Source organism: Biformimicrobium ophioploci (assembly GCF_030270605.1).
Lineage (GTDB): Bacteria > Pseudomonadota > Gammaproteobacteria > Pseudomonadales > Cellvibrionaceae > Biformimicrobium > Biformimicrobium ophioploci.
Genome location: NZ_BSYJ01000002.1, coordinates 572,926 through 593,531, shown reverse-complemented (window position 1 = coordinate 593,531; position 20,606 = coordinate 572,926). Strand labels below are relative to the sequence as shown.

Here is a 20,606-nt window from a genome sequence, read left to right as displayed (position 1 = left end):
ATATTCCCCGATATATAGTTTTTATTGTTATGTGTTGGTGTGTCCGAGTGATTCCAGCACCGCGTCCAGCTGATCACCTGAGAGATAATCACTCGCATCGATCTCAGTGGTGTAAGCCAGCTCTACCGCCGCCAGCGCATCCCTGTCACCCTGCTGCAGGCGCATGATCTCCACGGTGGCCTCGGAAACATCATCACCCCGCTCCGTGCGCGCATCCAGACGACGCACCAGGGTTTCCTCGTCCAGCCGGCAGTCGAGAATGCGTGCGCGACAACCAAGCTCAGTAGCCAACGTAACAAACCTGTCACGTACCTCACGATGCAGGAAGGTCGCATCCACAATACACGAGAAGCCGGCCGAGGTAATGACCTGTACCAGTTCCGCAAGGCGATCGAACGTCCGTATTGTGGCCTCCCGGGAATAGATGTCCTTGTTGCTGCTATCGCCGGGCGCAAGGCCATACAGGCGCTTGCGCTCAACATCGGAACGTACCCGGATCGCACCACTTGCGCCGGCAATGGCTTCCGCGACTGTGGACTTTCCACTGCCGGAAACCCCATGCATCATCGCCACAAACGGAGACTCGCCGCGGGTATAGCCGAGGGCCAGGTTGAGGTACTTCAGGAACTCCGGGTAAACCGCATGTTGCGCCAGTTCCTCTGCCGGGACACCGTGTGCCTGAAAAAGTGTGACCTTGGCGCGCACCAGCGCGAAATAGACTTTGTAGAAATTCAGCACCCGGAGGCCATCGTAATCCCCACTCTCTTCGAGGTAGGTATTCAGCAACAGGCTGGCGTGGTCCGCCATCCCGCGTGCCTCCAGATCCATGACCGTAAATGCCAGCTCACAGGCCACATCGATCTGGCGAAAACTCGGGTTGAATTCAATGCAATCAAAGAAAACCACTTCGCCATCGATCTGTACCATATTGCCCAGGTGCAGGTCACCGTGGCACTCGCGCACAAAGCCGTTTTCCAGGCGCTGCCGCATAAAGGCCTCGAGCCCGGCGAAGCTTTGCTCCGACCACTGCCTGATGGCATCCAGCTTCTGCAAGTCCTCCGCACGCGCGAGCAGCGGTTCCACCTGTTCAAAATTCTGCTGGGCCGGCGCCCAGGCCGCCTCCGGGGAACCAGGGCGCGGGGTAATACCGGAGTCCGGAGCTGGCTCCTTTGCCAGCGCCGCATGAAAGTCCGCAATGGCCCGGCCAATCTTGCGGATACCGCTTGCCTGTAGCTCACCTGCCGCGGCCTTGCGATCCAGTAGCGACTCGCTATCGAACTGGGTCATGCGCACGGCATAATCCACCGCTTCACCCGCACCAGCAAACGCGAAGCTGTCACCCTCGCGGGTGACCGGCACCACGTCCAGGTAAAGCTGTGGCGCAAAACGGCGGTTGAGGCGCAACTCCTCTTCACAGAAGTGCTTGCGCTGTGCCAGCGTGGAAAAATCGAGAAAGCCGAAGTCCATCGGTTTCTTGACCTTATAGGCATAGTCACCGCTCAGGAATACCCAGGAAATATGGGTTTCCGCCAGCGAGACCTCACCGACCGGATGCGGGTAAGCCTCCGCTTTCTGCAGGGCTTCGATCATGCTCATATCGAATCCCCGTAAGGCACCCAGACGTTCTTCACCTGTGTTGCTTCACGCAGGAACTCCCGCCCGGCGCCCTCCGCACCAAACCAGTCACGCGCAATGCCATGATTCACCCAGTTCCGCTTGAGGTTACCGGCTGAGGCCGCTTCAACCCGGGCCGAGCCCTCGGCACTGCCGCAATACCAGACACCATCCACCTGGTAGTGGTCAGCCAGTACCTGCATCAGGCTGTCACGCGCACCCGTGACGATATTGACCACACCTGCCGGCACATCAGATGTTTCCAGTACCTGATACAGGTCGGTAGCCAGCAGCGGGAAGCGCTGCGACGGTACCAGTACGGCGCGGTTGCCCATGGCGATCACCGGTGCCAGCATGGAAACCATGGCGAGCAATGGAGCGGCGTCCGGGCAACCGATACCGACAATGCCCAGCGGCTCGTTCATGGCCAGCGCAACGCCCTTCAGCGGTGGCTGGTGTACCGCGCCGTCATACTTGTCCGCCCAGGCAGCGTAGAAAAACAGCCGCTCGATCGACAGCTCCACTTCACGCTGGGCCTGCTTTTTATCGACGCCGGTGAGGGAAACCAGCCGTGCAGTAAATTCATCCGCGCGATAGCCCAGGTTCTCCGCGATGTAATACAGGATCTGGGCACGGTTATGGGCACTGGTACGTGACCAGCCCTCTGCCTTGAACGCCGCCTCAACAGCATTGCGAATATCCTTGCGACTGCCCTCTCCGACGAGGCCAATCTGCACGCCTTTGGCTGATATCACCGGCAGGCTATTGCCGCTGTCCGGACGCGCCTGCTTGCCGCCGATATAGAGTTTTGCGGTCTGGTCGATACCCGCTTGCTGCTGCCCGCTGACTTCCGGTACTGGCAGGTCCTGCTCCGCAGCGGTCTTGCCGCGCACCGGCGCCAGGTATTCGAACATACCCTCGCGCCCGCCCTCTCGGCCAAAGCCGGATTCGCGATAGCCGCCGAACCCACAAGCCGCATCAAACTGGTTGGTGCAGTTCACCCACACCACACCGGCTTTTAGCTGCGGCGCCACGTCCAGCGCACGATTCAGGTTTTCTGACCAGACGCTCGCAGCCAGCCCGTAACGGGAATTGTTCGCCAGCGTAATCGCTTCTTTCTGGGTACGGAACGACAGGACCGAAAGTACCGGCCCGAAGATTTCCTCGATTGCGACAATATTGCTGCTGTCCACATTGGTCAGCAGTGTGGGCGGATAGAAACAGCCGGCATCAGGGAATGCACTGTCCGGTTGCCGCTCTGGTTGCCAAAGCGTTGCCCCCTGCTCTACACCCTGTTGCACCAGGCCTTCGATGCGCTTCTTCTGCACCTTGTCCACGATGGCACCGATATCGGTATTCTTGTCGAGCGGATCACCGACCCGCAGGGTCTGCATGCGCAAGCGGATTTTTTCCAGCAACGCCTGCTCTACACCTTCCTGCACCAGCAGGCGGGAGCCCGCGCAGCAGACCTGCCCCTGGTTGAACCAGATTGCATCCACCAGGCCCTCTACAGCCGCATCCAGGTCCGCATCATCAAAAACGATAAACGGCGACTTGCCGCCCAGCTCCAGTGTCAACTTCTTGCCGGTGCCAGCAGTGCGCGCCTTGATCAGGCGCCCGACTTCCGTTGAACCGGTAAACGCCAGCTTGTCGACGTCCTTGTGGTCCACCAGTAATTCACCAGTACTGCCATCACCTGTGACGATATTGACCACACCCGCCGGCAGGCCCGCTTCTTGGCACAGTTCTGCAAACATCAGCGCGGTCAGGCTGGTGTATTCAGCCGGTTTCAGTACCACGGTATTTCCCGCCGCAATCGCAGGTGCCACTTTCCAGGCCAGCATCAACAGGGGGAAATTCCACGGGATAATCTGGCCGACCACACCGATCGCAGTATGCTCGGGAAATTCACTTTCCTGCAGTTGCGCCCAACCGGCATGATGATAGAAGTGTCGCACCGCCAGCGGGATATCGATGTCACGGGTCTCGCGGATCGGCTTGCCATTATCCAGTGTCTCGAGCACCGCAAATTTTCGTGCATGCTTTTGCAGCAGGCGCGCCAGCGCATAAAGGTACTTTGCGCGACCGTGGCCCCCCAGCGATTCCCACTTGGGCTGCGCTTTTCGCGCTGCCTTCACTGCCGCATCGACGTCGGCATCGCCCGCCTGCGCCAGCTTCGCCAGCTTCTTGCCGTTGGCGGGATTGCTGCTGGTAAAGCTCTTGTCCCCTTTGGAGCCAATCCACTTGCCATCGATATACAGGCCAAAACCATCTTTGTGGCCTGCCAGCCACTGATCCACCTTGTCAGTGCCTTCTGGCGCCGGTCCGTAACTCATGTCGTTGAAAATATCTTTGATTGTCATATTTAGCCCAGAGGATGCCTGTGCGCGGCGGAATAGGATCCGGTTACGTGGTGTTCAAGCTGGCGCTCGATATCGCCAAGCAGGCTGGATGCACCGAAGCGGAACATTTCCGGATTGAGCCAGTCGTGTCCCAGCTCCTCCTTGATCAGGACCAGGTAATTCAGGCTGTCCTTGGCGGTGCTGATGCCGCCGGCCGGTTTGAAGCCCACCTTGTACCCGGTCAGTTCGTGATAGCGCCGGATCATGCGGATCATCACCAGGCTGACCTCCAGCGTGGCATTCACCGCTTCCATGCCGGTGGACGTCTTGATGAAGTCCGAGCCCGCCATCATGCAAACCATCGAGGCCATGGCGACATTGTTCAGCGTGGCCAGCTGCCCCGTGGAAATGATCGCCTTCATGTGCGCCTTGCCACAGGCCTTCCGATACGCCAGCACCTCGTCATACAACGCCTGCCAGTTACCGGTCAGGACATAGGCACGGGTGATGACAATATCGATCTCGGTGGCACCATCTGCCACGGAAGCCTCGATTTCTTTCAGCCGCAATTCCATCGGTGACATGCAGGCGGGAAAGCCGGTGGACACAGCAGCGACCGGAATACCGGTGCCAGCCAGCGCATCGACTGCGGTTTTCACCATCGAGTGGTACACGCAGACCGCGCCGGTGGTGAGTGCCATATCGGCAACGCCCAGGTCCTCCAGGATATCGGCACGCACGGGATTGCGCGCCTTGCCACACAGGCGCCGGACCTTGCCCGGTGTGTCATCGCCGGAGAGCGTCGTCAGGTCAATACAGGAAATCGCTTTCAGCAGCCAGGCCGCCTGCCACTCTTTCTTGAGGGAGCGACGGTTTTTCAGGGTTGCCACACGCCGCTCAACAGCGCTCTGGTTCACATGCAGGTCTTCCAGCCATTCCGGCCGGAATCCTGTTCCAGGGTTCAGAAGATCCATATTTCCAGTCAATACCACTTAAATTTTCAGCCGCGCTCGTTGCGACCTTCACACTATTCCGAAGAGCTGCGGTCTTTCTCACCGGCCGCAATGGCCTTCGCAATCTCAACCGCCTTCTGCCGCGCCGCAGCACGTACCTTGCCGGCATCCAGGCTGAGCACCCGGCCATTTTCCATCAAAACCTTGCCCGACACGACCGTCGTAACGACATCGTCTGATTTCACTGCATAGACCAGGTGCGATATTACATTGTAGAGCGGCACCAGACGGGTATTCTCCAGGGAGACCTGGATCATATCGGCGCGCATGCCCGGCGCCAGTTTACCCACGCTCTCACCCATGCCGATTGCAGCAGCACCGCCGCTGGTGGCCATCCGCAGCGCACTGATAGCCGGCATGACAGTGGGGTCTGAAAGTCGCGCCTTGTGCAGCAGGGCCGCCAGTCGCATTTCTTCCCAGAGGTCGAGATCGTTGTTGCTCGCCGCGCCATCGGTACCCAGTCCTACTTTTGCACCGGCAGCCAGCATTTCCGGTACCGGCGCTATGCCCGCGGCCAGCTTCAGGTTGGAGGTCGGGTTGTGGATCGCGCCTACAGGATGCCCGGGCAGCATGCGGATCTCCGCTTTGGTCGGTTGCACCATGTGCGCAGCGATCAGCGTGTGATCCAGCATCCCCAGCTCTTCCACATGTGCCACCGGGGTGGTGCCGTAGTTTTCACGGATCATTTTGGTTTCGGCAGGCGCCTCTGCCAGGTGCATGCTGATTGGCGCATTCAGCTCCTTCGCCGCGGCCAGCACCTGCTCCAGGTGCTCCGGGACCACGGTGTAGGGCGCATGCGGGGCAAAGGCCGGCGTGATACGTTCGTGCTTGCCCTGACGTGCGGAAACAAACGCCCGGCCGGCTGCGAAGGAGTCCTCCCAGCCTTTGAAGCCGGGGCTCGGGTAATCGATCATCGGTGCGCCCACCACCGCGCGCAGGCCACAGCGCTCGGTAACATCAGCGATCACATCCGGGTAGAAATACATGTCCACAAACGTGGTGGTACCGCCGCGGATCATCTCCAGGCACGCCAGTTCCGTGCCGATACGCACAAACTCCGGGTCCACGAACTGGCCTTCCAGCGGGAATACGTACTGGTTCAGCCAGGTCATCAGGTCGAGGTCATCCACCATGCCTCGGAACAGGGTCATTGAGGTATGCGTATGCCCGTTGACCAGTCCTGGCATCAAGACGCGTCCTTTTCCGGGAACCACCCGCGCGGCGGAATATTCCCGGTCTATCTCTGCCCGGGGCCCAACCGCGACGATATCGTTGCCCACCACGGCAACGGCGCCCTGCTCGATGACGCTGCCGGCCTCACCATCACCCTCACCCATAGTGACGAGGTAATCGCCATAAACGATAAGGTCTGCACGACTCGCCCCGTGTGCAGCCGCCACAAGCAGGCTGCTAAAAAGGATCCCGAAAAAGATGCGCATGGCGTTCCCCATAGCCGTGAAATTCTCACAATTTACCGAATTTTCATCCAAAAAAAACGGGCCAGAGGCCCGTTTTTCCAACCACCGTAAGGTCGGCTTACAGCGTTACGCTGAAGTCTACACCCCAAACGGTCGGCTCGTTAACGAAGCCGGTGTTGTTGTTGAAGTCGATGAAGCCCTTGATATTTTCTTCGTCGGTGATGTTACGACCGAACAGCGCCACATCAAAGGTATCGTTCATCCAACCGGTGCGCAGGCCGCCTTCGTACTGACCGTCGGTCTTGAACTCGACAGCTTCGTACAGGGACAGGTTGGTTTCACCGGTGTAAACCCAGTCGGTAAACGCGTACAGCTCACCGTTTTCCAGCGGGTAGCTGTAACGTGCGGTGAAGTTGAACGTCATTTCCGGGGCAGCCTGGAACGGGTTGCCGTCCAGCAATGCGTTGCCGTTGGCGTCCAGCGGGTCCAGAACGGTGCACTGGCCGGAACCACACGGCGCGGTCGCCAGGGTGCTGTCTTGCAGCTCGGTCTTGGCGTAACCAATACCACCGGTCAGCAGCAGGTTTTCGGTAGCAGCGAATTCCAGGTCTGCTTCAAAGCCGTAACCCACGCCCTTGTCGGCGTTCATCAGGCTGTTGCCGTTGTTGGCACCGCCAATCGCGGACAGCTGCATATCGTCTACCACGTAGTAGAACACTGCGGCGTTCAGTCGAGCACGACCTTCCATCAAGTCAGCCTTGTAGCCGGCTTCGATGGAGTTGATGGTCTCGGCCTCTGCTACAGAAGGCGCACCTTCGAATGCTACGTCGCGGGCCTGAATGGACTGGGCACGGAAGCCGTTGGCAATACGGGCAAATACGCTGCTGTCGCCATCAACGTCATAGTTGGCAGCCACTTCCCAGGAAACCTGGTCGTCCTGCACGCGTACCGGATCGTAGTCCTGTACAGAAGCGACGCCGATCACGGCAGCGAAGCCGTCAACGTTCTGCTCGCCAACGTCCAGGCCTTTCTCGTCATCGGTATAACGCAGGCCGCCAGTCAGGGTCAGCTTGTCGGATACATCGTAGGTCGCCTGGCCGAATACAGCCCAGGTCTCATTCTTGTGGGTTACGTCGGTCGCGCCGAAGAAACCATCGATGCTGGTGACTTTCAGATCAGAATCAAAGTAGAACCAGCCGGCCTGCCAGTTGAACGGGCCTTCGAGGTCAGTTGCCAGGCGAACTTCCTGGGTGAACTGCTCCTGGTCAGACTGGTCTTCAGTGGTCGCGCCGAACGGGATAAAGCCCGGGCCGGTTGCGCCAGTGGCAAAGTCAACCCAGCCGCCGTCGATATCGCCCTTGGAGAAGCTGTCGGCCTTCTGCAGGGAGGTTACAGAGGTGATGGTCGCGCCACCAAAGTCCCACTCGACCTTCAGGTTGGTGCCGGAGGCATCGATACCCTGCGGGTTGTTGTGCGTGTCGTCGTACCAGACGGTGTCACGATCATAGTTTTCATTCAGGCCATCCTTACCAGTGGTAAAGATGTTGGCGCGGAAGATGGAAGCAGTACCTTCCAGCTCGCGCTCCTGGTGGCTCAGCAGCACTGACAGGTCGTCAGTCGGGGTCCACAGGAAAGAGCCGCGGTAGGCAACGTCGCGGTGGCCGCCCATGGCGTCTTTTTCACCGGTGTAGTCGTTGTCGATCCAGTCATTGCGGTGACGGGAGACCGCTGCAAAACGCGCTGCCAGCTTGCCGTCGATAATGCTGGTGCCGAACGCACCTTCCAGGTCCTGGGTACCGAAGCTGCCTACGGAGGACTTGAACTTGGCGTCGGTGTCAAAGCTCGGCTTGACGGTATCGAACTTGACGATACCTGCAGTGGTGTTGCGACCGAACAGGGTACCCTGCGGGCCACGGATCACTTCCACCTGCTCGACGTCGAACAGCGGGAAGCTCTTCAGGATCACGTTTTCCATGACCACGTCATCCATGACCACGGAAACCGGCTGGGAGGCCGCCAGGTCAAAATCGGTGTTGCCCAGGCCGCGAATGTAGAAACGCGGGGCAGCGCGGCCGTTGGAGGATTCCGCGTACAGGCCCGGAACCGCAGCAGCGACGTTAAGGATATCGCCACCGCCACTCAGCATGGCGTCGACCTTTTCATCCTGCATGGTAGCCACGGAAATCGGCACTTCCTGCAGGGTTTGAACGCGCTTCTGCGCGGTGACAGTTACCTCTTCCAGAGTGTATCCACTCTCCTGCGCTGCAACGCTGGAAGCGCTGGCAGCAACAGCTGCGGCAATGGCAAAGGTCAGCTTATTAAGCTTTATGGTTTGGCCTTTCATAGGTCCCCTCGTGAACCGGATGGAATAAATTCAGAACGAAGAACACTCATCACCGGCGCGTCCAAGGTACGTCGGCAAAATAACGGCATTTAATGAGCGGCGGAGAAACGGGTGTAGTACCGGGGCTTCCGCGGTCTTTCCGTGACCAGATCTTCTGTGTTGAGTCGCGCGCATTTTAATGTTTTTTGCGCAATTGTCACGGGTTTTCGGCCCCCAATTTGCACGATCTAACCCAAACGGGCAGCGATCAAGCGGATATCAGCACCCAAACTGACCAAAAGTACCAAATAAGCTGGCATATCTTAGGAGGGGGTTCTGTGCCAAACCGGGCTGTACGAATTTTGTTCGAATTTCAATTAAGGGAGCGCAATGGCACATCGTCGCGGCGGCCGATATCGGCACCCAGCACATGCACCATAAATTCGGTTAATACCCCGGCAGTGAAGCCCCAGATTTCGTAACCGCGGTACTCGAACGCCGGCATGTAGATCCGCCGACCGTCTATGGTGACGCGGTCTGTGCGGATACGGGGGTCTGACAGGAGATAGCTGATCGGCACGGAGAAAATTGAGTCAATCTCGCATTCGTTCGCCACCAGCTCTACATCAGGAGGTACAACGCCCACCCATGGCGTGACATTGACCTGCCAACGTGTGGTGCGCGGCCACAGAGGGCCAAGCAGGTTGACCTGATCGGGCCTCAGGCCGATTTCCTCTTCCGCCTCCCGCAAGGCAGTCACATGCAACTGGCCATCTTCCCGGTCCCACTTACCGCCGGGAAAGGAGACTTCACCACTATGCGTGGAAAGAGTGTGGGCGCGCTTGGTCAGTACCACCCTTGGATCAGGCTCGTCGGTCAGGGCAAGCAGCACCGCTGCGTGGCCGCTCAAGTCACTGCCGGATGGGACATCCACTTCCAAGTTTGCCAGCTTCTCGGCAATTTCCAACAGCGCTTTACTCGATATCCGCATAGATACTCCAGGCAACCCTTTACTACCTTAACGATTCCCGGAGGGCCGGACAATACCGGCTCCTGGCGCACTTTATTCTTCCCGCGACCAGCGAATCTGGAACTCGATTTCCTCCTCACCCTCTTCGCGCTCATGCTCGACACTGAAGCTCGCTCGCACTGGCACATAGATGCGCTCCCCGGCTATCTGTATCTCAAACTTGTCGCCCGTCTCGACGGCATCTGCAAGCCTGCGCAGCTTCGCCGCAAATTCGGCATTTGAATACACCTTTTCGACATCGCGCTCTTTCTTCACCCGGTTAACCTCCGATAAAAATTACACCTCCCAATTTTAAGCTCTTCAGGAAGAATGTTCGTATGGTTCCATCAGATAACCGAGCGAGTCTTCGCGTGCAACATCTTGGTCGGTGGTAAACATGGAGGGAATGATGTCGCATTGCGCGACCACCTTGCCGTCAGAAAAGCGAAAATATCGCTCTGTCACCAGGCGATCGTTGTTATCCAGAACCGCCAGCTGCGGACCACCAGGTCGGGCATAGGCAACCACGGTACCGGCTTCAATCCTCTGGAAATTGAAGTGGTCAAACGCTTTGATAAACGAATAATCCCTGGAGGTACCTGCGTCGAATTTGAAATCAAAGTCACAGTAATAAGGTACCTTGAGGCGAGCCACCGTATGGTAGATCCGGCAGGGCTCGGCAACGCGCGCATCGTCATCGACAGACATCAGCAGTTGTTTGAGGTACCGGTACAGATGCTCGATACCCTCTGGCTCGCCCGGCAGGCCGCACTCCAGCGTCACCGATGGGCAGATTTTGGCAAATGCATTGGAGTTCACCTCATGGGGCTCAGTGAAATAAATCACGATGTCCGTGAACCCGTTGGCCAGGCGCAGAAAATCCTCCGATGTCCGGTTCACGCAGGCGTAAAAGGGGTTTCTGCCGGTGGTATTGTGGATATCAATATTGGTGATGACCTGCCGCTCACGCGCATAGCGCAGTATCTCCCGCGCCATCCGTGCTTCCGGGGTTTCCCCGCCGCCCCAGATACGGTTGTAGTCGGGCTGGCCCGGCAGGTGCCGAACCCCCTCGGCAGCGGCCTCAAGATTACCGAAGAATATCAGCAGCGGGCGCGACGGTACGCCCCCTGTTTCTTTCAACAGGCGCTGCAACGCAAAGAAGCCGGTGGTTTCATTGCCGTGCAGTAAAGTACTGATCATCAGGGGCCGCCGGGTATCACCGTTTGCTCCAGGCAGACGCACAAGCGTTGGCCCATCGAAAATCTGCTGAAGCTTCTTTGGATGATCGATTGTAAAGAAGGATTCGGGCAGCGCTTCGACAACCTTAAGCTTCACTTTGCCACTCATGCACCGGAATATCCCGTTTCTGATATTCGTAATAAGCCTCCAGCAATTTCTGGAAGTTGGCACCGTGCGTATTCACATAGGCGCGCTGCCAGTTGGACCCGTTCTGCCCGGTAATCAACCGTGGTCGAATGATCCGCGTGATGTATTTGTAAATATCATCCCGATCTACGCCCAGCGACTCCAGCGCCTCTTCCACCGGGCCGACCAGTTCCTCCAGCACCAGCTTCTGCAGGTTCCATACCTTGCCATCAATCCACTCGATCTCTGCATTGAGGCCGTGCTTGCAGGCCTGGAAGAAATTCCTTTTAACCGCAGCAAATGACAGATGGTCCTCAGGCACTTCCGGCATCCGCGCCAGGTAAGTTGCCAGCCCCAGAAAGAATGCCGTGTTCGCCACCACATCGGGCATTGAGGGCCCGGATGAGGGCACCCGATGCTCGATACGCAGGTGCGGCGTACCATCGCTGCCAATACCGATCAGCGGCCGGTTCCAGCGCCAGATGGTACCGTTGTGCAAGCGCAGGTGACTGAGCTCATCGGGCGTGCGGTCGTAGTTGTCCGGCAGCAACACCGGATAACCGTCGAGATTCTCAAGGAAGAGTTCCAGCAACGAATCCCGCACATAACCGTTACCAAGGGACACGCGCTTTGCGACGGATCCGTCCAGGTTACGGAAACTGCCCAGGTTTACGGCCTGCTCGAAAATGGGGATGCGGGTTTCGCTCCACAGCGCCTTGCCGTACAAAAACGGAGAGTTGGCCGCGACGGCAGCCATGATCGGAGAAGCAATGGTGGATGCATTGAAGAAACGCTTGCCCTCGGAAAGGGCAACCTGCAGGTGCACCTGTACCGAAGTGGCCGCGGCTTCCAGCATGATATCCGGGTGGGACACCTCGAGCAGCTCCTTGCCCTCCAGAGAGAGAACCGTCGGCATATTGCGACGGAGCTTCATAATACGGTCATTCAGGGCGAAATAGCGCTTGCTCGGATAGATATGTTCGAGCGTCAGCATGTTCGCGCGGATGGTGGGCAGTGAGCCGATCGCTATTGCGCGCAGGCCCATGTCCTCGGCCTGTGCGGTACAGGACTGCCAGAGCGAGGACAAACTGCGATTCAGGTCACTGAATACCGTCGACCGGATCGGCGCGGGAATACTGTTCAGCTCAAAATTAAACCGCGAGATCTCCGGCACCACCAGTTCATCGGAAACCTTCGCCAGAAACGCCTCACTTTCCGGTGCCGGCATGAAGTCGCTGTCTGTCAGCCAGCCTTCCAGCTCGAGGCCGCACATGGGGTTTTCCGGCTCCTCGAAGCGTTCCTGCTTGAACCAGCGATTGAGAATATTGGTCTCCGTGCGTAGGCGGCGCTGGAATTCACGCTCGTCTGCATCACTGAATTCTGTGGTGGCTATTTCCTGGCCCATGGGGACCGCCCTCCGTCGCGTTTATTATGTCGCCCGTTTGCACGGAATCGATCTGTACCTATAAGCCCAGCATACTGCAACCGAAGTGCATTTAGAGGCCATTGCGTGTGTACAATGTCGCGTAACTGGCCACTCAATGACCCAGATCAATTTCGGCAAGCCGACAGAGGAACACAGCCGTGTACAGGATGCCCGGCATTACCCGCCCATCGATTATCGACCGCCATTCAAAACGGCTTTTCACCCTGTTTTGCACGCTGTTCTTCACCCTGCAGCTTGGTTTCAGTGACCGTGCCGCGGCAGCGCCCGAGTGGCAGGCGCCTGCACCGCACTGGCGAGTGGCCAGGCTGGAGCAGGATATGGAGCGGCCAAACACCCTGCTGGTGTTATTTCCCGGCTACACGGTCAAAACGGCCTGGTCCCAGCGCTGGGCGGAAGCCCTTGTCGCACGGGAATCCATAGCGAATCAGGTTCGGGAGGTCTGGGCCTTTAAGGGGCCGGACAAGGTATTTTACGAGGACCGGGAATTGCCCATTCAGGCCAGCGTAGAGACGCTGGGAGCGGGATTCGAGCGGATCGTCGTGGTGGCCCACTCGAGCGGCGCCTTCCCCGCCCACCAATGGCTGCAAACCATAGCGGATGATGAGGAGCTGATGAAGCGGCTGCGGGGCAAAGTGAGCTATATCAACCTGGATGGCGGCATTGGACAGGGAGAGACCGGGTTCAACCAGAAGCTTATCGGCCTGCTCGACACCACCTATGCGGTTTCCGTACGGGATACCCGCACCGGCACATATTCTGCCAACCACTCAACTATGGCGAAATTCGCAAGTCTGTATCCAGAACATGTGCAGCATCGGGTTCTGGAAATCGATAGTGGTTGCGCCCCTGCGGCGCAGTGGTGCCTGCACGATGCGGCAATCAATATTCGGCCGCATAAAAGGGAGACTTTTGATCTTGAGAAAGACTACACGTTATTCGAGGCACCCCACGGCGTCAGTAGAGCCTGGTGGCCGGATTGATGGGGTCAGAGCGACAGCTCTGACCCCATCAAGTTGGCATCCAACTCATTCATATTTTTAATTGGCAAAGCAGTTCGGTTTTCCATAGCCTGACTTCTCCAGCTAAATCGGCTGGACTTTCAAGCTATTTTAATTCAAGGAAGAAAAAATGAGAGAACTATCAAGCAGTGAGATCAATGTTGTATCAGGCGGAGATATAACCACAAATGATGTTGCGGGTGGTGTTGTTTGCTTAGCAGCGGGCCTTGCAACTGGTGCAATTGCATCGCTAGTTTTCACCCCTTTGGCCGGTACGCTCATTGGCTCAAGTGTTAGCGGTGCTTGTGGTATTGCCTGGGCAGCCAAGGATTAAATTGGAGGCGGCGCCCACCGCGCCGTTAGCAAGAATGAAAGGTGAGTTGATATATGTTGCGAAGTTTTTGACTTGGTTAATCGCTCCAGCGTTTTTTCTTTATCTACTGCCTCGGCTCTTTATTTATGACGGTCTATTGATCAATCTTATGATGATTCCCGCTGTATATCTAACCCACAGAGGCATTATTAACCTTAAACTCCCCCGCTAAACTGATGGGGTCAGAGCCAGGATGACAGGGGTCAGAGTCGTAGACTCTGACCCCATGCGTTAAGGGAAATGGGGTCAGAGCATTAGCTCTGACCCCATTGATTTAGCCGCGATCAACCACCACATGCCCGCCCTTTACCTTTTCCCGTATACCTTGCAGCAGTGCGTAATAGACAGGCACCAGCAGGGTTGAGAACAGGCTGGCGGCTACCATGCCGCCAAAAATCGCAAGGCCCAGCGACTTGCGCGATTCCGCACCCGCGCCACTGGCAACCAGTAATGGCATGACGCCAAGCACAAACGAAAGCGCGGTCATCAGCACCGCGCGGAAGCGCAGCCTCGTTGCCTTGATGGCGGAATCCGCAATGCTCTTGCCGGCATCGCGCTGCAGGCTCGCAAACTCGGTTATGAGGATAGCGCTCTTGCTCGCCATACCAATCAGCAGGACCAGCCCAATCTGGGTATAGAGGTTGTTTTCTCCCCCGACCAACCACACAGCCAACAGCGCACCACCGATGGCGATGGGCACACTGAGCAGCACCGCCAGCGGAATACTCCAGCTTTCGTACTGCGCGACCAGGAACAGGTACACGAAAACAATGGCGAGGGAAAAAAGTATCGGGGCAAGATTGCCCGCACTCAGCTCCTGCTTACTGGTGCCGGTCCACTCGAATGCGAATCCTTCAGGTAACTGCTCACCCAACTCGATCATGGCGGCCATTGCCTGACCACTGGTTTTGCCGGGCGCCGGAGAACCATTGAGCGTTACGCTGTTGTACAGGTTGTAGCGATTGATTGACTGGGGCGCGACCATCGGCTCGACATCCGTCACGGCGATCACAGGAACCAGGTTTTCGCCCTTTCCGCGTACATAGAAACCGGCAAGGTCAACCTCACTGTTGCGAAATTCCTTGTCCGCCTGGACCATTACCCGGAAAACCTTGCCGAACTTGTTAAAGTCGTTGACATACATACCACCAAGGAATGCCTGTAACGTAAGGTACACATCTGCCAGGTCGATACCAAGTGTATGGGCCTTGTTCTTGTCGACGTTCAACCGTAACTGTGGTGTAGACGCCTGAAAACTGGTGAATGCACGGGCAATTTCCGGGCGCTGATTGGCGGCATTGATAACGCCTGTCATGACTTCAGCCAGGTCCTGAGGCGCTCGCCCCATCAGGTCCTCGAGTACAAACTCAAAACCGCCTACCGAACTACCACCTGGCAGGGACGGCACAGGGAACAACATCAACTGAGCGTTGGAAATTTGCATCAATTCTTCCTGGGCCCTGTCCATGATGGCCATCTGATGCAGTTCAGGTGTATCGCGTTCTTCCCAACTATCGAGTACTGCGATCAGAAAGGCGGTATTGGAATTTACTCCACCGCCCAGCATGTTATACCCGGGCACCGCGATCACTTCCTTCACACCCGGCTGCTGGTTCAGGATATTGGTAACCTGCTCAGTCACGTCCAGGGTTCTCTGCAGCGAAGCGCCGTCCGCCAGCTGCGCATGCAGCATAAAAAAGCCCTTGTCCTCATCCGGTACGAACCCGGAGGGCACCGCACGAAATAGCCATGTACAAAGCAAGGCAAGAGCGACAATAGTCGCGACACTAATCATGGGATGTTTGACGATAAAAGCAACGCGATCCGAGTAGAAAGCCGTCGTGCGATGCACAGCCTTGTTGAACCAGCCAAACATCCCGGTTTCCTTCTGCGTGACATCGCCCTTTCCCGGCTTGAGCAGCGTCGAACAAAGAGCCGGACTGAGCGTCAGTGCATTCAGGGAGGAAATGATCACCGCAATCGAGATGGTGATCGCGAACTGCTGGTACATTTTTCCGGTGAGCCCGGGCATCAACATAGTGGGCACGAATACCGCGAGCAGCACCAGCGTCGTTGCGATCACCGGAGACGCAACCTCCTCCATCGTTTTGAGGGCGGCCTCTTTCGGGGGGAGCCCCTCTCCCATCAGGCGCTGGGTGTTTTCCACAACGATAATCGCATCATCAACCACAATGCCGATGGCGAGAATCAATGCAAACAGGGTGATGGTATTGATACTCATCCCAAGGCCGAGCATTACCGCAAAGGTGCCGATCAGTGAAACCGGGATGGCAATGGCAGGAATCAGTGTCGAGCGCCAGTCCTGCAGAAAGAGGAATACCACGATAATCACCAGAATGACCGCCGTAACCAGGGTCTCGACCACCTCCCTGATCGATGCAGAAACAAATACCGTGGTGTCATAGAGCGCCGACTGTACCAGCCCTTCGGGGAATCGCTCCTGCAGAGCCGCCATTTTTTCACGTATTTTTTCCGCGACATCGAGGGCATTGGCATCCGGTAGCTGGTAGATGGCAATAACCGCCGAAGGACGGTTATCCAGTTGCCCGAATGCGCCATAGAATTCGGAGCCCAATTCAATTCGGGCGATATCACCCAGCAGTACCATGCCGCCTTCCGGCCTTGCACGTACCGCAATATTCTTGAATTCCTCTGCCTCAACCAGGCGCCCACTGGCGATCACGTTGTACTGAAATTGCTGGTCTGGCAGCGCCGGTGGCGCGCCGATCTGGCCCGCTGCCGCCTGGACGTTCTGGCTACGAATCACACTCATGACGTCCTGCGCCGTCACGTTCAGGGCCGCCATTCGATTGGGATCCAGCCATATCCGCATGGCGTAATTCATAGATCCCATGATCTCAACATCTGAAACGCCATTAATGCGCGCGAGCTCGTCCTTTAGAAAGATTTGCGCATAGTTTGCGAGGAACAGGTCATCAAACTGGTTCTCCTCGGAATACAGGTTGATGGTCATCAACATGGTGGTGGACTGCTTGCGCACATCCACACCCTCACGCTTGACCTCCTCCGGCAGCTGCGCCATGGCACGGTTTACCCGATTCTGGACTTCTACCATTGCGATATTGGTATCGACACCGGTCTCGAATGTGACCGTCAGGTTATAGCTGCCATCGTTGCCCGATACCGAAGACAGGTACTGCATCCCCTCTACGCCATTGACCTGCGGCTCGATCAAGGCAGCGATACTATCGCGCACTACAGACGCATCGGCGCCGGGATAGCTGGTGGAAACCGAAATGGTGGGTGGCGCGATATCCGGGAATTCCGCAACAGGCAGGCTAGGTATCGCGAGCAGGCCGGATAGCGTAATAAGGATGGAGACCACAAAGGCAAAACGCGGCCTGCGAATTGAGAACTCGCTGATCAAGGCTTGGTTGCCTCATGCGCTTCATCGGCAGCGGCTTCGGGTACGTCTTTCACCTCCTCCTGCTCAGGCGGTTCATAAGGATCGACTTCCGGCGCCCGTGGCTGCACCGGTTGATCAACCACAATACGCTGCAGCCCCGATACCACAATATTCTCGCCAACCGTCAAGCCATTAGTAACGGCCCACAATTCTCCCTCCCGCTGCCCCAACTTGAGGTAGCGCTTTTCGGCGACATTATCCTTGCCGATCACAAAGACGTAACGCCCCTGGATATCCTCCATCACGGCGGACTGGGGCACCAGCGGCTGCATCGCCGCATCGCCGAAATCCAGACGGATCGTTACTTTGGCATACTGACCATGGACCAGCAGCTTGTCCGGATTGGGAAAGCTCGCGCGCACTGCAACCGAGCCGGTGGTAGGATCAATCTTGTTATCAAAAAACTCCAGCTTGCCCTCATGGGGATAGTACTCGCCATTCGGCAGAAGGATGCGATAAGTCACCGCGACCGGCTTGCCGGCAGCCTCTCCGCTCAGCCGCGCCATCCGGAAGGACAATAGCTGGTCCTCTGGCACATCAAAGCGCACATACACTGGGTCAAGTTTGACGATGGTAGCCAGCTCGCTGGTTTCCGGCCCGACGAGCGAACCATTGGCGAAGTCGGTGCGACCGATCCGACCGGTGAGGGGCGCGATGACTTTTGTATAACTGAGGTCCAGTCGGGCGTTGACCAGGTCTGCCTCTGCGGCCATCAGTACCGCCTGCGACTGGTCAAAATTACTGGCCAGTTCGTCAAACTGCACCTCCGATATCGCCCCTCTGGGAATCAGCTTTTTGCCGCGAAAGAAATTGCGCTCGGCAATCTTTACTGCAGCCTCGGCCTGGGCGACATTTGCGGCATGGCTTTCCACCCGCGCCTCAAATGGCGCCGGGTCGATCTCGAACAGGAGTTGCCCCTCGGTAACGACATCCCCTTCCTTGAAGTGGCGGCGCAGGATATAACCGCCAACCTTCGGCCGTACCTTCAGTTCATCGATGGCTTCCACACGACCGACATATTCCACCCTGGGAATGACGGGCTTGGCTCTTACCGTCAGGACATCTACAGGCGGTGCCCCCGGTGGCTGCGCAGCTTCATCCTGCCCGCATGCATACAAAGCAAGCACGAGGAGAATAGCGAACAACCCTCTCAACCTGATGAACAAGCACACCTCCACCGCCACCAATTCATCTGGCGCTTTCATTAATATAGCCGTGCCAGATTAGCCGCTGTTGAGATGCGAAGGTATACTGCGCCGATGATCTACTGTAGCCACTGTGGCAGCGACGCCGTTGAATGGAAGGTCCCTGCCGATGACAACCGCCCACGCCACTGCTGCAATAGCTGCGGCATGGTGCACTACATCAATCCTCGCGTCATCGTTGGTACCCTGCCCTACCTGGATGACAAGGTGCTGCTGTGCAAGCGGGCGATCGAACCACGAAAAGGCTACTGGACACTGCCCGCCGGCTTCATGGAGAACGGGGAATCCAGCGAGGAAGGCGCACTGCGGGAAACCCGGGAAGAGGCCCACGCCAATGTCGCCATAGACGACCTCTATTGCGTGCACGATATCCCGGAGATAAACCAGGTCTACCTGATGTACCTCGGTCGCCTGACCGACACAGACTTTGGCCCCGGTCCGGAATCCACCGAGGTAGAGCTGTTTTCGGAAGAGGAGATACCCTGGGCGGAAATGGCTTTTCCGGTCATGGTCGAGAACCTGCGCGCTTACTTCGAAGATCGCAAAAGTGGCAACTACCGCCTGCATCGGGGCGTCATCTACAAAAAGGACTGGGAGAAACTGCGGGCCCGTTCACGCGACAAGGAATAATTGCGCACTTTTTGCACACAAATCCCCCGTGCAACTGAGCGTAAAACCTTTTATCTTGGCATCCAAATCGGCGGCCGCGACAGCGACTAATCCCGCCGCAAACTGATCAAAATAACGACAAGACCGGATTCATGATTACCAACGATGCCGTTCAACTGGGGTTGCTTGCCCTGATCCTAGGGGGGGTGTTCTACACCGCCAGTAGTTCCCACCGTTTCTTCCACAATTTCTACCGGTTCGTCCCGGCACTGCTGCTGTGTTACTTCCTGCCGTCGCTGTTGACTACCTTCGGCATTATCAACCCGAAAGAATCCCAGCTGTATTTCGTTGCGTCCCGCTACCTGTTGCCGGCGGCGTTGATCCTGCTGACACTGAGCATCGACCTGAAGGCCGTGGTCAACCTGGGGCCCAAGGCATTGATCCTGTTCCTGACCGGTACCCTCGGTATTGTCATAGGAGGTCCCATCGCGCTGCTGATCATGTCGGCCATCAGCCCGGAAACCTTTGGTGGCGCCGGCCCCGATGCAGTCTGGCGCGGCATGACCACCATTGCCGGTTCCTGGATTGGCGGCGGCGCCAATCAGGCAGCCATGAAGGAAATCTTCGGTGCCGGCGACCAGATCTTCTCTGCGATGGTTGCCGTGGATGTGATTGTCGCGAATGTGTGGATGGCGGTACTGCTGTTCATGTCACGTTCCAGCGACCAGATCGACGCCCGTATTGGCGCCGATAACTCGGCCATTACCGAGCTGCGTGAAAAAGTGGAAGCATTGCAGAAAAAGCACTCCCGCAACCCCAGCCTGCAGGACCTGTTCTATATCTGTGCGGTCGCATTCGGCATTACCGGTGTCGCGCACTTCGGCGCTGACATCCTGGCCCCATTCTTCAGTGAAAACTTCCCGGGTAGCTCCAAATACAGCCTTACCAGCGGCTTCTTCTGGCTGATCGTGATTGCCACCACTGGCGGGCTGCTACTGTCTTTCACGCGCCTGCGCAGCCTGGAGGGTGCAGGCGCATCGAAGATTGGCACAGTATTTATCTATTTCCTGGTGGCGACCATCGGTACCAAGATGGATATCAAGGCGATTCTGGACAGCCCGGTTTACTTCGTAATGGGTGCCATATGGATGCTGATCCACGCGAGCCTGATGCTGATTATGCTGAAGGTATTGAAGGCGCCACTGTTCTTTATGGCGGTGGGAAGCCAGGCCAACGTGGGTGGTGCGGCATCCGCACCGGTAGTGGCGTCTGCGTTCCATCCATCACTGGCGCCGGTGGGCGTGCTGCTAGCGGTCATGGGGTACGCGCTCGGCACCTACGCGGCCTGGTTCTGTGGCCAGTTACTGCAGGTGGTAGCGCCCTGACAACCACTGTTACACGTTGCAAAAAAAAACCGCGCTCAGAGCGCGGTTTTTTTATTG

The 20,606-nt window shown here is 57.3% G+C and carries 15 protein-coding genes; 4 read left to right on the top strand and 11 right to left on the bottom strand.

What is annotated here, in order from left to right; translation table 11 throughout:
- Positions 1-27 precede the first annotated feature (27 nt).
- From QSJ80_RS06005 to QSJ80_RS05965, 9 genes are all read right to left on the bottom strand, one after another.
- Positions 28-1,596, bottom strand: coding sequence for a bifunctional aminoglycoside phosphotransferase/ATP-binding protein (locus tag QSJ80_RS06005; protein WP_285763488.1), 1,569 nt, complete (start codon positions 1,594-1,596; stop codon positions 28-30).
- On the bottom strand, positions 1,593-3,977 hold the full coding sequence (locus QSJ80_RS06000) for an aldehyde dehydrogenase family protein (RefSeq protein ID WP_285763487.1): 2,385 nt from the start codon (positions 3,975-3,977) through the stop codon (positions 1,593-1,595). The genes QSJ80_RS06005 and QSJ80_RS06000 overlap by 4 nt, the downstream gene beginning before the upstream one ends.
- A 2-nt stretch (positions 3,978-3,979) precedes the next feature.
- Positions 3,980-4,930, bottom strand: a complete 951-nt coding sequence (deoC, locus tag QSJ80_RS05995; protein WP_285763486.1) for a deoxyribose-phosphate aldolase — start codon at positions 4,928-4,930, stop codon at positions 3,980-3,982.
- A gap of 53 nt (positions 4,931-4,983) precedes the next feature.
- Entirely contained in the window at positions 4,984-6,408 is a 1,425-nt protein-coding gene (locus QSJ80_RS05990; RefSeq protein WP_285763485.1) for an amidohydrolase, read from the bottom strand.
- Between the two features lie 97 nt (positions 6,409-6,505).
- Positions 6,506-8,731 (bottom strand): TonB-dependent receptor, encoded by a 2,226-nt coding sequence (locus QSJ80_RS05985; protein ID WP_285763484.1) that lies wholly within the window; start codon positions 8,729-8,731, stop codon positions 6,506-6,508.
- 352 nt (positions 8,732-9,083) lie between these two features.
- On the bottom strand, positions 9,084-9,701 hold the full coding sequence (locus QSJ80_RS05980) for an NUDIX hydrolase (protein WP_285763483.1): 618 nt from the start codon (positions 9,699-9,701) through the stop codon (positions 9,084-9,086).
- 72 nt (positions 9,702-9,773) lie between these two features.
- Positions 9,774-9,995: an amphi-Trp domain-containing protein gene (locus QSJ80_RS05975; RefSeq protein ID WP_285763482.1), complete on the bottom strand. Its 222-nt coding sequence runs from the start codon at positions 9,993-9,995 to the stop codon at positions 9,774-9,776.
- A gap of 45 nt (positions 9,996-10,040) precedes the next feature.
- Positions 10,041-11,066 carry a M14 family metallopeptidase gene (locus QSJ80_RS05970; RefSeq protein ID WP_285763481.1) on the bottom strand — a complete coding sequence of 342 codons (1,026 nt, stop codon included), beginning with the start codon at positions 11,064-11,066 and terminating at the stop codon, positions 10,041-10,043.
- On the bottom strand, positions 11,044-12,489 hold the full coding sequence (locus tag QSJ80_RS05965) for a glutamate-cysteine ligase family protein (protein ID WP_285763479.1): 1,446 nt from the start codon (positions 12,487-12,489) through the stop codon (positions 11,044-11,046). The genes QSJ80_RS05970 and QSJ80_RS05965 overlap by 23 nt, the downstream gene beginning before the upstream one ends.
- 179 nt (positions 12,490-12,668) lie before the next feature.
- Between QSJ80_RS05965 and QSJ80_RS05960 the strand changes: the two genes are divergently transcribed.
- Together QSJ80_RS05960 and QSJ80_RS05955 are read left to right on the top strand one after the other, a co-directional pair.
- On the top strand, positions 12,669-13,511 hold the full coding sequence (locus tag QSJ80_RS05960; RefSeq protein ID WP_285763477.1) for a hypothetical protein: 843 nt from the start codon (positions 12,669-12,671) through the stop codon (positions 13,509-13,511).
- A gap of 148 nt (positions 13,512-13,659) precedes the next feature.
- Positions 13,660-13,863, top strand: a complete 204-nt coding sequence (locus QSJ80_RS05955; protein ID WP_285763476.1) for a hypothetical protein — start codon at positions 13,660-13,662, stop codon at positions 13,861-13,863.
- Between the two features lie 313 nt (positions 13,864-14,176).
- Here the strand turns inward: QSJ80_RS05955 and QSJ80_RS05950 are convergent, their stop codons facing one another.
- Both QSJ80_RS05950 and QSJ80_RS05945 read right to left on the bottom strand, forming a co-directional pair.
- Positions 14,177-17,311 carry an efflux RND transporter permease subunit gene (locus tag QSJ80_RS05950; protein ID WP_285763475.1) on the bottom strand — a complete coding sequence of 1,045 codons (3,135 nt, stop codon included), beginning with the start codon at positions 17,309-17,311 and terminating at the stop codon, positions 14,177-14,179.
- Complete coding sequence (locus QSJ80_RS05945) at positions 17,308-18,555, bottom strand: efflux RND transporter periplasmic adaptor subunit (protein ID WP_285763473.1); 1,248 nt, start codon at positions 18,553-18,555, stop codon at positions 17,308-17,310. The genes QSJ80_RS05950 and QSJ80_RS05945 overlap by 4 nt, the downstream gene beginning before the upstream one ends.
- A gap of 54 nt (positions 18,556-18,609) precedes the next feature.
- On the opposite strand from QSJ80_RS05945, the gene QSJ80_RS05940 reads away from it, so the two are divergent.
- Positions 18,610-19,185 carry an NUDIX hydrolase gene (locus QSJ80_RS05940; protein ID WP_285763472.1) on the top strand — a complete coding sequence of 192 codons (576 nt, stop codon included), beginning with the start codon at positions 18,610-18,612 and terminating at the stop codon, positions 19,183-19,185.
- 131 nt (positions 19,186-19,316) lie between these two features.
- Positions 19,317-20,549, top strand: coding sequence for a DUF819 family protein (locus QSJ80_RS05935; protein ID WP_285763470.1), 1,233 nt, complete (start codon positions 19,317-19,319; stop codon positions 20,547-20,549).
- The last annotated feature ends 57 nt before the right edge of the window (positions 20,550-20,606 follow it).

Bases quoted from the DNA above. Each gene is read 5' to 3' on its own strand.
- QSJ80_RS06005 (WP_285763488.1), bottom strand. From the start codon at position 1,596: ATGAGCATGATCGAAGCCCTGCAGAAAGCGGAGGCTTACCCGCATCCG.
- QSJ80_RS06000 (WP_285763487.1), bottom strand. From the start codon at position 3,977: ATGACAATCAAAGATATTTTCAACGACATGAGTTACGGACCGGCGCCA.
- deoC (WP_285763486.1), bottom strand. From the start codon at position 4,930: ATGGATCTTCTGAACCCTGGAACAGGATTCCGGCCGGAATGGCTGGAA.
- QSJ80_RS05990 (WP_285763485.1), bottom strand. From the start codon at position 6,408: ATGCGCATCTTTTTCGGGATCCTTTTTAGCAGCCTGCTTGTGGCGGCT.
- QSJ80_RS05985 (WP_285763484.1), bottom strand. From the start codon at position 8,731: ATGAAAGGCCAAACCATAAAGCTTAATAAGCTGACCTTTGCCATTGCC.
- QSJ80_RS05980 (WP_285763483.1), bottom strand. From the start codon at position 9,701: ATGCGGATATCGAGTAAAGCGCTGTTGGAAATTGCCGAGAAGCTGGCA.
- QSJ80_RS05970 (WP_285763481.1), bottom strand. From the start codon at position 11,066: ATGAGTGGCAAAGTGAAGCTTAAGGTTGTCGAAGCGCTGCCCGAATCC.
- QSJ80_RS05965 (WP_285763479.1), bottom strand. From the start codon at position 12,489: ATGGGCCAGGAAATAGCCACCACAGAATTCAGTGATGCAGACGAGCGT.
- QSJ80_RS05955 (WP_285763476.1), top strand. From the start codon at position 13,660: ATGAGAGAACTATCAAGCAGTGAGATCAATGTTGTATCAGGCGGAGAT.
- QSJ80_RS05945 (WP_285763473.1), bottom strand. From the start codon at position 18,555: ATGAAAGCGCCAGATGAATTGGTGGCGGTGGAGGTGTGCTTGTTCATC.
- QSJ80_RS05940 (WP_285763472.1), top strand. From the start codon at position 18,610: ATGATCTACTGTAGCCACTGTGGCAGCGACGCCGTTGAATGGAAGGTC.
- QSJ80_RS05935 (WP_285763470.1), top strand. From the start codon at position 19,317: ATGATTACCAACGATGCCGTTCAACTGGGGTTGCTTGCCCTGATCCTA.